Annotated in this window: 10 protein-coding genes and 1 tRNA gene; 7 read left to right on the forward strand and 4 right to left on the reverse strand. The window is 62.0% G+C overall.

Going from position 1 to position 12,416, the window contains the following annotated elements; genetic code table 11:
* The first annotated feature begins 107 nt into the window (after positions 1–107).
* The 3 genes from ACQZAB_RS10065 to ACQZAB_RS10075 all read left to right on the forward strand — a co-directional run bounded on the left by ACQZAB_RS10065 (position 108) and on the right by ACQZAB_RS10075 (position 4,425).
* Positions 108–1,559: a PEP-CTERM sorting domain-containing protein gene (locus ACQZAB_RS10065; protein WP_428389386.1), complete on the forward strand. Its 1,452-nt coding sequence runs from the start codon at positions 108–110 to the stop codon at positions 1,557–1,559.
* Between the two features lie 222 nt (positions 1,560–1,781).
* Positions 1,782–3,737: a translational GTPase TypA gene (gene typA / locus ACQZAB_RS10070; RefSeq protein WP_428389387.1), complete on the forward strand. Its 1,956-nt coding sequence runs from the start codon at positions 1,782–1,784 to the stop codon at positions 3,735–3,737.
* A gap of 145 nt (positions 3,738–3,882) precedes the next feature.
* Positions 3,883–4,425, forward strand: coding sequence for a PEP-CTERM sorting domain-containing protein (locus ACQZAB_RS10075; RefSeq protein WP_428389388.1), 543 nt, complete (start codon positions 3,883–3,885; stop codon positions 4,423–4,425).
* A gap of 16 nt (positions 4,426–4,441) precedes the next feature.
* Here ACQZAB_RS10075 and ACQZAB_RS10080 read toward each other — a convergent pair whose 3' ends face one another.
* Both ACQZAB_RS10080 and ACQZAB_RS10085 read right to left on the reverse strand, forming a co-directional pair.
* On the reverse strand, positions 4,442–5,272 hold the full coding sequence (locus ACQZAB_RS10080) for a glycoside hydrolase family 16 protein (protein ID WP_428389389.1): 831 nt from the start codon (positions 5,270–5,272) through the stop codon (positions 4,442–4,444).
* 278 nt (positions 5,273–5,550) lie between these two features.
* Positions 5,551–5,623 (reverse strand) — tRNA-Lys (locus ACQZAB_RS10085).
* 189 nt (positions 5,624–5,812) lie between these two features.
* On the opposite strand from ACQZAB_RS10085, the gene bamD reads away from it, so the two are divergent.
* From bamD to ftsH, 3 genes are all read left to right on the forward strand, one after another.
* Entirely contained in the window at positions 5,813–6,706 is an 894-nt protein-coding gene (bamD, locus tag ACQZAB_RS10090) for an outer membrane protein assembly factor BamD (protein ID WP_428389390.1), read from the forward strand.
* A 32-nt stretch (positions 6,707–6,738) separates the two neighbouring features.
* Entirely contained in the window at positions 6,739–7,215 is a 477-nt protein-coding gene (lptE, locus tag ACQZAB_RS10095) for an LPS assembly lipoprotein LptE (protein ID WP_428389391.1), read from the forward strand.
* A 115-nt stretch (positions 7,216–7,330) separates the two neighbouring features.
* Positions 7,331–9,391 carry an ATP-dependent zinc metalloprotease FtsH gene (gene ftsH, locus ACQZAB_RS10100; RefSeq protein WP_428389392.1) on the forward strand — a complete coding sequence of 687 codons (2,061 nt, stop codon included), beginning with the start codon at positions 7,331–7,333 and terminating at the stop codon, positions 9,389–9,391.
* A gap of 7 nt (positions 9,392–9,398) precedes the next feature.
* Here the strand turns inward: ftsH and ACQZAB_RS10105 are convergent, their stop codons facing one another.
* Both ACQZAB_RS10105 and rfbB read right to left on the reverse strand, forming a co-directional pair.
* Entirely contained in the window at positions 9,399–10,460 is a 1,062-nt protein-coding gene (locus ACQZAB_RS10105) for an N-acetylneuraminate synthase family protein (protein ID WP_428389393.1), read from the reverse strand.
* Between the two features lie 25 nt (positions 10,461–10,485).
* On the reverse strand, positions 10,486–11,535 hold the full coding sequence (gene rfbB / locus ACQZAB_RS10110) for a dTDP-glucose 4,6-dehydratase (protein ID WP_428389394.1): 1,050 nt from the start codon (positions 11,533–11,535) through the stop codon (positions 10,486–10,488).
* A 116-nt stretch (positions 11,536–11,651) separates the two neighbouring features.
* On the opposite strand from rfbB, the gene ACQZAB_RS10115 reads away from it, so the two are divergent.
* The gene (locus ACQZAB_RS10115; protein ID WP_428389395.1) at positions 11,652–12,407 is read left to right on the forward strand and encodes a sugar phosphate nucleotidyltransferase; all 756 of its coding nucleotides are present in this window, start codon (positions 11,652–11,654) and stop codon (positions 12,405–12,407) included.
* The last annotated feature ends 9 nt before the right edge of the window (positions 12,408–12,416 follow it).

The following is a 12,416-nucleotide window of genomic DNA, read 5'->3' on the forward strand; positions in this document are numbered from 1 at the left end:
ATGGGAAGCTGCGCAGTTTTTGTCGCTATCGAGCGTAAAACTGAGTAGTCAGGGATGTTTGGGAAGGGTGGCTCGCGTGGGCCAGCGACCTGGCTGATCCCGCTGTGATGGCAGAAGAGAAAGCAGGAAACATGATGAAGCGTCATGGTCTGGTTGGTTGTGGTTTGCTCGGTTGTTCCTTTGGATTGTTGGGCGCAGGGGATTTGCAGGCGGCCCTCGGGCCGGTTTTCAGTCTCGATGACAATCCCGCATCGCCGATTTCTTCGGCTCCGGGTGTGATTGCCGGGTTCGGAGCGGAAGACCCGTTCGGGTTTTTCCTGTCCCCCGGGCTGTCGCCCTCGCCGACGCTGAGTGGGTTCGGGCCGGGCGGCGATGCCTGGCTGCTCGAACCCGGTCCCAACGCCGATACCGAGCCGTTCTTTGATGCTGGGACCGAGCAACGCTGGTCTTACCTGGATGCCTACAGCAACAACAGCGCCGTGACCGATTCCGGGTCGCTGGAGCTGTCGGCCGACTCGACATTCAACCTTGTCTTCAGCGTGGATCGCGTAACGACGGGCTTGGCGGGTGATGTCACGATTCAGGCGAATACGGGTGAGCAGCCCGCGGACATCTTTGTGAGCAGCAAGACCTTTGTGTCGCCGGCGAAGTTCGCGGGGACGCTGCCTGCCAATGCGGGTTACGTCGGGCCGCTGGGCGGGGCGACATCACCCGGCTTGGGATCCAACCAGTTGCTCTTCGATGAACAGGACGACTTCGGTCTGCAGGAGGGGCTGGGGCAGTTCGAGCCGGAGGCCGACAACATCGACGCTTTCGAGTTCCGGGACATAGATGTCGATGGTGATCTGATCACCGACTCGACGGCTTATCACTCGATCAACCCCGACGAGGCTTTGCTGAAGCAGTTCGCCTCAGGCGGCACGCGGACCTACACGCCTTCGGACATCTATGTCACGCCGGCTGGCTCGAACGTGAGTTTTCTGTATGCCCCTGAGCAGATGATCTTCGGGGCTGCGAACCCGCCTTTCTCTGGGGATCAGGGCGAAGCGACCGGCGAGGATATCGATGCGTTGGTGCTGTGGGATACCGGTGAGGATCAGCAGGTTGAACCGGGCCGTGATTTTGCGTTGTTCAGCCTGGCGCCCGGCTCCTCGATCCTGTTTCTGCTGAATGCCCTCAACCCCGGCAGCGTGGGCCCGGGCGACGTGTTCTTCACCGACTTCACCGGGTCGTTCGGCCTGTTCGCCCGCGGTCCTGAGTTGGGGTTGAGCACCGGTTTTGCCTTCGAAATCGACAATCTGGATGCGTTGGAGGTGGTTCTGACCGGTGACAGCAACCTGGATGGCCGGGTGGACCTGATCGACCTGTCGAATCTGGCGTCCAGCTTTGGCGGACCGGGCAACTGGTTTGGTGGCGATTTCAACGCCGACGGTGTGGTTGATCTGATCGACCTCAGCCTTCTCGCTGGCAATTTCAGCAGCCAGACCGGAGCGGTGCCCGAGCCGGCTTCGGCGGCGCTGCTGGCTCTGAGTCTGGCCGCCTTGGGTCGCCGTCGCTAGGCACTGTTCGATGATTTTGGAACACGGAGCCCTCGGCAGCTTGCCCGGGGGCTTTTTTTATTTTTGCGAGGGGGGGTGATCGGCCCATTCTTCAGGGCTTGAGCTTCTGGGGTACAATCTGCAATACCGCAGTCAGTGCGGTCATCCCAGGTCACAGACCCACGCACCGTGCCTCCGCCGGTTTGACACCGGCTGGCGGTCACCCTTCATGAAGAACGAGCCATGGCCCAGAACCATCTGCGTAATGTCGCGATCATTGCCCACGTCGACCACGGCAAGACGACGCTGACCGATCAGCTGCTTTACCAGTCCGGCATGTTCCGGGCTGAAGAACTCAACAAGCTCGCGGGAGGGCAGCACAACCTGGTCATGGACACCGGCGATATCGAGCGCGAGCGGGGCATCACCATCACGGCCAAGAACTGCGCGGTGAATTACCGACACTCGGATGGGGCGGACTACAAGATCAACATCATCGATACGCCCGGCCACGCCGACTTTGGCGGGGAGGTCGAGCGCGTGCTCAATATGGCGGACGGCTGTCTGCTCGTCGTGGATGCCTTCGAGGGCCCGATGCCTCAGACGCGTTTCGTGCTGAGCAAGGCGCTGGCGATCGGCCTGAAACCGCTGGTGGTCATCAACAAGATCGATAAGCCGAACGCGCGGCCGGAAGACGTCATCAACGAGGTGTTCGATCTGCTGGGTCAGCTCGATGCACCAGACGATGCGTTGGACTTCCCGGTGATCTATGCCTCGGCCAAGAACGGCTGGGCGACCAAGGACCCGGACAAGGTCGGCGATGACCACCCGGACAGCATGGCGGACCTGTACGACGCGATCCTGACGCACATCCCGGCACCGTATGCCGAAGGCTCGTCGCGCGGGGCCAACGCCGGTTTTTCGAGTGGGGTTGAGGCGCTGGCGGCTCCGCTTCAGATGAGCGTGACGACGATCCAGTACAGCGAGTACGTCGGGCGTGTGGCGGTGGGACGGGTGACGGCGGGGCGGATCACGGCGGGTCAGAAGGTGACTGTCATCAACCGTGCGGGTGAGGGCAGTCAGCAGCGGGTGCTCAAGCTCAACGTGTTCGACGGGCTGGGTCAGAAGGAGGCCAGCGAGGTGATCGCCGGGGATGTCTGTGCGGTGGTTGGGCTGGACCCGATCGATATCGGGGACACCATCGCCTGCCCGGATGCGCCCGAGGCGCTGCCGGTGGTGAAGATCGACGAGCCGACGCTGAGCATGATGTTCCGGGTCAACGACTCGCCCTTTGCCAGCAAGGAAGGAACCTATGTCACGAGCCGGCAGATCTGGGACCGGCTGCAGCGGGAGTTGCAGTCGAATGTGGCGCTGTCGGTCGAGCGTGGGGATACCGGCGAGAGCTTCCTGGTGTCAGGTCGGGGGTTGATGCACCTGGGCGTGCTGCTGGAGGAGATGCGCCGAGAGGGCTACGAGCTTCAGGTCGGTCGCCCGCAGGTCATCATGAAGCGGCCGGAGGAGGGCGAGGAGCACGCCGGCAGGCTGTGCGAACCGATCGAGCAGCTGGTGGTGGATTGCCCGAGCGAGTGCCAGAACGACGTGATGTCGCTGGTGATCAACCGGCGGGCCGAGATCGTTCGCATCGATCCCAAAGCGGGTGCCGGGGATTACATCCACATGGAGTTCACGATCCCGGCGCGTGGGCTCATCGGTCTGAGGACGCGGATGCTCACGGCGACGCAGGGGCGGGCGATCATGCACCACAACCTGCTGAGATACGAGCCGACCCGTGGCGAGATGCCCAGAAGGGCGGCTGGGGTGATGATCGCTTCGGACCCGGGGCAGGTCACGGCTTATTCACTGGACCGGTTGTTCGATCGCGGGACCTTCTTCGTGAAGCCAGGCGACGTGATCTATGCCGGGCAGGTGGTCGGCGAGCACTGCAAGGACAACGACATCACCGTCAATCTCGCGATCAACAAGAAGCTGACGAACGTGCGCGCGGCTTCGGCGGACGACCAGACCAAGGTGAAGCCTGCGCGGGAGCTCTCGATGGAGGCCTGTCTGGAGTACATCGCCGAGGACGAGCTGGTGGAAATCACGCCTGAGAGCGTGCGGATGCGTAAGAGGCTGCTTAATGAGTCGGATCGGAAGCGGGTCGATCGGCAGGCGAAGACAGCAGCCAAAGCGGGTGTGTGATTTTTCCTTGGCGCAGCGGCGGTTGTGGATTAGGCTGACTCTAACGCAACGCTCGAAAGCGTGGCGCTTGCAGGGCTGTCAGGATTCACAACAGGAGAAGAGGATCATGAACTATCAGACAACGTTGGCGGTGGCTGCTGTGCTTATGGCCGGTGGACTGGCGGATCGGGCTCAGGCGATTGACCTGAGTGACGATCTGGGCTTCTACGACGGCACCTGGCACAACCTGACGTTCGATTCGATCGGCGACATGGACTTCACCTTCTCGTCGGACGGGACATCGATCACGGTGGCCATCGAGTTGACCGGCAATGTCTTTGGTCTACCGGCTCCGACCGAACCGCTGATCTACAGCTTTCTGCTCCCGACGACGCCCGGCGCGACGAGTATCGATCTCGGGCTGACCGGCGACCCGTTGCTTGGCGATGTGGTCGGCAGCATCAGTGTGCTCGACTGGCAGCTAGACCTGACCGCGACCAATTTCCCGGCCAGTTCGCCCGCGTTCGGGTTTGATGCGTTCAACCTGACCGGCACCATCACCGGCGGGGTCATCGACCTGGCTTACACGATTGACGCCTTTGGCGGTGAGTTTGCCAACGGTGAGATCGATGCCCGTCAGATTCCCGAGCCGGCCACGGCCCTGTTATTGGGTCTGGGTGGGGTGGCCGCGACGCGCCGGCTGCATTAGACCTGCAGGTTCGTCATCAATAGGGTGTGTAGCTGAAGTCCTTGATGACGACGTGGACGGGTTGTCCGTCGGTCGGGGGATCGACCTGACCATCTCGGTTGGTGTCGAGCAGCCAGAGGTTGAATCGGAAGCTCGTGGTCGGGCTGGGCCGAACGACGCCGATCCAGTCGGTGAGTTGTTCGCCGTCGCCTGTTCGCCGAGGCGGATGCAGGCTGCCGTGATACGTCCATGCCGAGAGCAGGCGTTTGGGGTCGGGACCATCGGTGCCGAGATAGCTGGCACAGGTCACACGATCGGGTCGCCAATCGATCACGTGGCTGACCCCCTGTTGTTCGAGGTCGGTGTCATCAGAGGTCGTGCGCTCGGGATGAAGCTCGACGTGTTCGTTTCGAGCCGGGTGCATGGTGTAGTGAAGGTTGGCGCGCTCGGGATTGCCCCAGCGAGCCCACTCGATATCGATTTCGGTATTGGCGTCCGAGAGGTAGGTGTGGTGATCCCAGGTGAAGATGCCCAGGACCACGTTGGGATCGAGCGTATCGACGCCCGGCCCGACGATGATCTCGTAGCGGCCGTAGCCTGCCTGGAAGTCAGAGACGAGTTCCGTGGCGTACCAGTGGCCATCTACAGGCCGGAGGGTGAGATGCAACTGGCCTTCGTCATCGACGTAGATGTCCGAGGGCTTGTCAGAGAATCGATTCGGACCGGGACCAACGGGTGTATCTGAAGACTTGATAGACCATGTATGGCCGGCGAAGCGGAGTTTGCCGGGTTCAAGGGGCGTAGCGTCCGTCATTTTCTGCATCGAACAGCCGAGGGACAAGAGGGCCAGAGCAGCGATGATGAACATGCTGAGCCAGGGGCTCGGCCCTCGCAAGCTACTCTGGTGTAGTTCAGGCACGTGGTGAAAGCGAGTGAGCATAAATATCCTCAATGAATGAGACATTCGTCTGAGCGTATGGCCGGGGAGTTGTGGTGTCAAGCATTTTGGGCAGGCCGTAGCTGACCCATCAGGTCTGAGCACCCGGGCGTGGGGGCTGAGGGCCATCACCGAAGTAAGGGGATCAACCGCTTGGTGGGTGAGTCTGAGGGTTAGGTGGCGATGTGGAGCAAAGCGACAGAAAGGAATGCCTCCCGAAGGACTCGAACCTTCAACCCGCTGATTAAGAGTCAGCTGCTCTGCCGATTGAGCTAGGGAGGCGGTGCGTGTCTCTCACGCTGACCGAATGATACGTGTTTGAATCGCAGACGCCAAGAGCGGGTTGGCTGTTCGTGTCGCCCGCGTTCTCCACGGAGCCGGTAGCATGTCGGTATGACGTTGCTGCCGCTGCGAGCCTACATTTCTTGCTGGATCATCTGCCTCCTTGCGGCAACCAGTACAACCCTGCCGGTGCACGCTCAGACGGTTTATGTGCTGGACGATGAGGGTGAATTGGTGCGTAAGGCCGGTCCCGAGCCGGGCACGCCTGAGGCCGAGCTCGAAGCGATCCGGGCGTTGATTGCCGCGGATGAGGGTAAGAAGGCGGTGCGGGCCGCTAATGACTGGATCGAGGCCTACCCCAACCACCCGCTGGAGGTTGAAGCCCGGCTGCTCCGAGGCGACGCCTGGGTGGCTCGGGAGCGTTACTACAAAGCACTGTTCGATTACGAGTATGTCGCACGGGTCTATCCCGGCACGGAAGCCTTCTTCACGGCCCTCGAACGGGAGTACGACATCGCCAGGCTCTTTGTTTCCGGGGTCAAGCGTCGGCTCTTCGGGCTGCAGCTGCTTCCCGCCGACGGTGAAGGCGAGGAACTGCTCATCAGGATCCAGGAGCGCGTGCCCGGTAGCGAGTTGGGTGAGCGCGCGAGCCTGCTGCTGGCCGATTACTACTACGACGAGGGAGAGATGTTCCTCGCCAGCGAAGCCTACGACATCTTCCTGGAAAACTACCCCGAGTCGCAGCGTCGGGAATGGGCGCTGCTCCGGCTGGTGCTGTCGAATCTCGCACGTTTCAAGGGGCCGCGGTACGACGCCACGGGCCTGCTCGAAGCGCGCGAAAGGCTGCTGGCATACCGGGCCGAGTTTCCCGCGGCGGCTGAGCGTGTCGGGATCGACGCCGTGCTGCTTCGTGTCGAGGAGTCGCTGGCGTCAGCGGATCTGGCATCGGCGCAGTGGTACGAACGCCGGGGTGAAGACCGCAGTGCTGCGACGCTCTACGAAAGATTGATCGAAGAACACCCGCGAACGTCGGCGGCTCAGCAGGCAGCCGAGCGCCTTCGCGAACTGGGAGTCTCCGAGTGAGTCGATGTCCACGTCTCTGCCTCTGGCTGCTCATGCTGCTGGTCCTGCCGATGTTGGTCGGCTGTCAATACTCGGCGGGCGAGGCGTTCGACCCCGAGGTGCGCACGATCGCCGTAGCGACCTTCGAGAACAGGACCTTCCTGCTGGAGATCGAGCAGGAGATCGCCGCGGCGCTGGTCGCGGAGATCCAGAAGCGCACGCCTTACCGCATCGGCCCGCCCGGTACGGCCGACACCATCATTCAGGGAACGGTGGTGAGCGCTGATCGTGTCCAGCTGAGCAGGGTCCGGGAAGTCGGACTGCCTCAGGAACTCGAACTCCGGGTCCGGGTGGATTTCGAATGGCGTGACCTTCGCGACGGGACCGAGCGGGCCGGTATTCGCGGACTCATGGGGGTGGGACGGCAGGTGGCCGCCGGCCCGGCCGTTGAGCGGCTGGAAGTGGCCAGGCACACCGCGGCTGAGAACCTCGCACGGACCATGGTCTCGGAGATGCGAGCCGATTGGTGAACCCCGGACGGGGGACCGATGTAAGGATGGGGATCTTCCAGGCCCGATGCCTGCGGCTGAAGCGGTCAGGCGGCTATGATTCGGGTGGATGAGACGCACGCCAGTAAGGAACAGCATGTCCGATCCGGATCGAGACCTCGACAAGCAGCACCGACAGGACCAGGACGAGACCACGCCCGAGCGCGGCGACTCCGATCCGAAGAACCCGCAAGGGCCCAAGCCGCCGAACATGATGTCGCGGGGGCTTTTCGGCTGGATCATGGTTGGCACGCTGCTGATCACCGTTCTCTTGCTTGCCGGCAACGTCCAGCAGCAGGCCAAGGAAATCAGCTGGAATGAGTTCCTGAGTCTGGCCGAGACCGGTCAGTTCGAGGAAGCCGTGACGGTGCACGACGCCAAGATTGTCGGCAAGGTTCGACCGGAAGCGCCGGGCGTGGCTGGTGAGGGCGACAACCGGCTTCGGCAGACCGTGATCAGCCCAGAATCCAAGCCGCTCCGTCTGCATCAACTCGACGAAGCCAAGCAGGAGGTGGTTGAAGAAGTCAACAACTCCATCCTCATGCCCTTCCTGCTGGCATGGGGCCCGATCCTCTTCATCGTTATCCTGATCTACTTTTTCTTCATCCGGCCGATGCGCTCGGGCGGGGCCGGTGGTGGGATGCTTGGCGGCTTCGGCCGCAGCCGTCACAAGCTGATGACCAAAGAGCTCTCGACCATCCGGCTGGATGACGTTGCGGGCATCGAAGAGGCCAAGGACGAGGTGACCGAGGTCATCGAGTTCCTCAAAAACCCCAAGAAGTTTCAGCGGCTTGGCGGGCGTGTCCCGCGAGGCGTGCTGCTGATCGGTTCGCCCGGTTGCGGCAAGACCCTGCTGGCCAAGGCCGTCGCCGGCGAGGCCGACGTGCCCTTCTTCTCAATCAGCGGCTCCGACTTTGTCGAGATGTTCGTCGGCGTCGGTGCCAGCCGCGTCCGCGATCTCTTCAAGCAGGCCAAGGAATCGTCGCCCTGCATCATCTTCCTCGATGAGATCGATGCCGTGGGCCGCAAGCGTGGGTCGGGCTTCAGTTCCGGCGGTCATGATGAGCGCGAGCAGACACTCAACGCCATCCTCGTCGAGATGGACGGCTTCGAGTCCAGCGATCAGGTCATCGTCATGGCCGCGACGAACCGTGCCGACGTGCTCGACCCGGCACTCATACGGCCGGGCCGATTCGACCGCCAGATCCAAGTGCCTCTGCCCGACGTGGCGGGGCGGCTGGAGATCCTGAAGGTCCATGCGCAGAAGATCAAGCTCGATCCTTCGGTCGACATGGAGAAGATCGCCCGAGGCACGCCGATGTTCTCCGGTGCCGACCTCTCGGCGATCATCAACGAGGCTGCGATCTCGGCGACCATGCAGGGCAAGGAGTTTGTCGAGCACGTCGACCTTGAAGAAGCGCGCGACAAGGTTCGGTGGGGCCGGTCGCGCAAGAGCGCCAAGCTCGAAGAGGAAGAGAAAAAGGTCATCGCCTACCACGAAGCCGGGCACGCGATCATCATGAAATACGATGACGACGCCGAACCTCTGCACAAGGTCACAATCATCCCGCGAGGCCGGTCCCTCGGCAGCACCTATATGTTGCCCGAGAAGGACAAGCACATCCTCTCGAAGAAGCAGCTGCTGGGGCACATGCGTGTCGCCTTTGGTGGCCGGATTGCCGAGGAGATGTTCACCGGCGATCAGTACAACGGGACGGCCGGCGACATCCGCCAGGCGACCGAGATCGCCCGATCCATGATTACCGAGTACGGCATGAGCCAGCGGATGGGCTTCCAGTTGTTTGGTGTAGACGACGCCAAGAACCCCTGGGAACAGCCCGATCGGCTCTACTCGGACGAGACCGCGAAGATGATCGATGAGGAGGTCCGCGGGCTCATCGATCGGACCTACAACGAGGCCAAGACGCTGATCGAGACGCATCGGATCGAAACCGAGCGGCTGGCCGAAGCGTTGATGAAGTACGAGACCCTCACGGCGGAGGAGGTCGATAAGGCCGTCAACGGCGAGCCCATCGGCCGCAAGACGGTCACCGATGTCATCGAGGCCGAGAAGCAGCGTGACGACAGCAAGCCGGCTAAGCCTGCGTCGCCCCCTGAGCCCGATCTGCCGCCAGGGTCGATGCCTAGCCCGGCCTGATACGACGTCAGATCAGGTCATCATCAACCAGCAGTTCATTCGCCCCCTTGTCACGTCGCATCGAGCGGCCGAGAACTTCTTTCAGGCGCTTTGGTCGGATGCCTTCGCCGGGCCGTTTGATGGTCAGGTCGGCAGCGGTCAGCCGGTCGCCGGCTGAGACGGCTCTCGTTAGGCAGAGGCTCTGCCGAGAGAGACGGCGAACATCCTCTTCTTCCGGACCCGCGGATTTGTCGATCCTACCAAGTGCCTGCGCGGCTTCCCGAGCCCCTGAGACATAGGTCCTCATCTGCTCGGGATTCAGGCTGGCGGCGTGGTCAGGGCCTTCGGCCCCGGTGTCGTAGGTCAGGTGCTTCTCGAGCAGACAGGCACCCGCCGCGACCGCCAAAGCGCCGGTCAGGGTCTCGCTGGTGTGATCCGAGTAGCCGATGGGGAGCTGGTGCCGGTCTTGGAGCCAGCGGATCCCGCCTAAGGCTGCTTTCTCCATGGGGGTCGGGTACGAAGAAACGCACTGCAGAAGGGCCCCGCCCGGTTCGTAATCTGACAGCCATTCAGCGGCCTCACTGATCTCGTGCCCCTCGCTGGCACCGGTGGAGATGAGCACGGGCTTGTCGAGCTTCAGCACGCGCCTGATGAGTGGGCGATTAATGACGTCCGGCGAAGCGATCTTCACGGCATCCAGTTCCAGGTCGGCAAGCTCCTCCACATCCTCCAGACTGAAAGGCGTAACCACCAAGCCCAGCCCGGCTTCGCGAGCAGCCTCGCGCAGGGTCTTCAGTTCTTTCAGACTCAGAGTCAGCTTGCCGAGCAGGTCCTCCGCCGACTTCGCAGACCCCTGCTGATAGGCCGCCAACTCAGCCTGCTTCGATAGCAGACGCTCCGGGCGGAAGTACTGGAATTTGACGGCATCGCAGCCAGCGCCTTTGGCCGATTCGATCAGGGTTTGGGCACGCTCCAGAGACCCGTCGTGATTGACGCCGATCTCGGCAATGACGCAGACCTTTGCCGGGTCGTGCTCGCCGGCGTGGGAAAAGACCAGGGGGCGTGGTTGGTTGGTTTCGGACTCGCTCATACGAGCGTTGTACCCAGCAACCGTTTCACGTGCTCAAAGACCCGCTGCCGGCCTCGTACTGCTTGGCGTAGTACTCGCGATAGGCGCCCGACCGGATCCGCTGCCACCAATTGGCGTTTTCCTGATACCAACGGCAGGTCGTCTCGAGAGCCTCGGGCCAGGCCGACCGGGAGGGTTCCCATCCGAGTTCACGGGCGATCTTGCTGGCGTCGATGGCGTACCGACGATCATGCCCCTTGCGGTCGGCAACCCGTTCGATCATCTCCTCGCCATGGCCCATGATCTCGAGGATCGCGTGGGTCAATGCGAGATTCGAACGCTCGTTATTCCCGCCGATGTTGTAGGTCTCGCCCGGCTCGCCCTTCTCAGCAACCAGCAGCACGGCCTCGCAGTGATCTATGACGTGCAGCCAGTCGCGCACGTTCTGCCCGTCGCCATACAGAGGCACCTTCATCCCCTGGATCAGGTTGGTGACAAACAGCGGGATGACCTTTTCAGGGAACTGGTAGGGCCCGAAGTTGTTTGAGCAGTTGGTGATGCAGGCCTGGATCCTGTGCGTGTGCTGACAGGCTCGGACCAGGTGGTCCGAAGCGGCTTTGCTCGCCGAGTAGGGGCTGCTCGGGGAATAAGGCGTCGTCTCCGTGAACTTGATCTCAGGACGATCCAGCGGCAGATCGCCATAAACCTCATCCGTCGAGACGTGCACCAGACGTTTCTGATTCTTCGGATCGGCCCGCCTGAGCGCATCCAGCAGACACTGCGTGCCCAGGACATTGGTCTCGACGAAAGGCCGCCCGTCGATGATCGACCGGTCCACGTGGCTCTCAGCGGCCATGTGCACCAAGACATCGACCTCAGCGATGAGGGAGGTCATCAGCTCAAGATCCCGGATATCACCCTTCACGAAGCGGTACCGATCCGGGAATCGGCTCTCGATGTCCGCCAGACTCTCGGGATTTCCCGAGTACGTGAGCGCATCGAGATTGACCATCGCCGTGTCGTCGCGGGATTCGAGCGCAAAACGAACAAAATTAGACCCGATAAAACCGCAGCCGCCGGTGATCAGGATCTTCATGCGTGTTCTCCAGGTCTTCGGGAGGTGAAATCAGTCCGTCGTTAAACCATCGGCTTGACCCTACCCCCGGATTGACCGATCCTCAATCCTAAATCGACCTAACTTAGGGGCTACCGATGAAGGGTGTCATTCTTGCAGGCGGACTCGGGTCACGTCTCCGGCCGCTCACGCTGGTGACCAACAAGCACCTGCTGCCGGTCTACGACCGACCGATGATCTATTACCCGATTCAGTGCCTGATCAACGCCGGGATCAATGAGGTCCTCATCGTGACCGGTGGCGAGCACGCGGGCGATTTCCTCAAGCTCCTCAAAAACGGCAAGCACCTCGGGCTCAAGCAACTGGCCTACACCTATCAGGAGGGCGAGGGCGGCATCGCCGATGCCCTCAAACTCGCTGAGGACTTTGCCGACGGCGACAAGATCTGCGTGATCCTGGGCGACAACATCATCGAAGGGAACATCCGCAAGGCCGCGGGCGATTTCTTCACCCAGGGCTCCGGTGCCAAGCTGCTGCTCAAGGAAGTCTACGATCCCGAACGCTTCGGGGTGGTCGCTTTCGATGACGAGGGCAAGGTCAATCAGATCATCGAGAAGCCCGAGAACCCGCCCAGCAGCATGGCGGTGACCGGCATCTATTTCTACGACAACGACGTCTTCTCGATCTGTCAGGAACAGAAGCCCTCCGGCCGTGGCGAACTGGAGATCACCGACGTCAACCAGGCCTACCTCGACCGGGGCGACCTGACCTATGAAACCCTCGAAGGCTGGTGGACCGACGCCGGCACCTTCGAAAGCCTCCATCGAGCCAGCATTCTGGTCAAAGAGGCGGGGGCCAACCGGCTCGATCTCACTGTCCCGCAGTCCGTCTGAGCAGGGGGC

The organism is Mucisphaera sp. (genome assembly GCF_965279675.1).
Taxonomy (GTDB): domain Bacteria; phylum Planctomycetota; class Phycisphaerae; order Phycisphaerales; family Phycisphaeraceae; genus Mucisphaera.

Excerpts from the sequence above, each read along its gene's own strand:
- ACQZAB_RS10065 (WP_428389386.1), top strand. The coding sequence starts at position 108 with ATGGCAGAAGAGAAAGCAGGAAACATGATGAAGCGTCATGGTCTGGTT.
- typA (WP_428389387.1), top strand. The coding sequence starts at position 1,782 with ATGGCCCAGAACCATCTGCGTAATGTCGCGATCATTGCCCACGTCGAC.
- ACQZAB_RS10075 (WP_428389388.1), top strand. The coding sequence starts at position 3,883 with ATGGCCGGTGGACTGGCGGATCGGGCTCAGGCGATTGACCTGAGTGAC.
- ACQZAB_RS10080 (WP_428389389.1), bottom strand. The coding sequence starts at position 5,272 with ATGTTCATCATCGCTGCTCTGGCCCTCTTGTCCCTCGGCTGTTCGATG.
- lptE (WP_428389391.1), top strand. The coding sequence starts at position 6,739 with ATGCTGCTGGTCCTGCCGATGTTGGTCGGCTGTCAATACTCGGCGGGC.
- ftsH (WP_428389392.1), top strand. The coding sequence starts at position 7,331 with ATGTCCGATCCGGATCGAGACCTCGACAAGCAGCACCGACAGGACCAG.
- ACQZAB_RS10105 (WP_428389393.1), bottom strand. The coding sequence starts at position 10,460 with ATGAGCGAGTCCGAAACCAACCAACCACGCCCCCTGGTCTTTTCCCAC.
- rfbB (WP_428389394.1), bottom strand. The coding sequence starts at position 11,535 with ATGAAGATCCTGATCACCGGCGGCTGCGGTTTTATCGGGTCTAATTTT.
- ACQZAB_RS10115 (WP_428389395.1), top strand. The coding sequence starts at position 11,652 with ATGAAGGGTGTCATTCTTGCAGGCGGACTCGGGTCACGTCTCCGGCCG.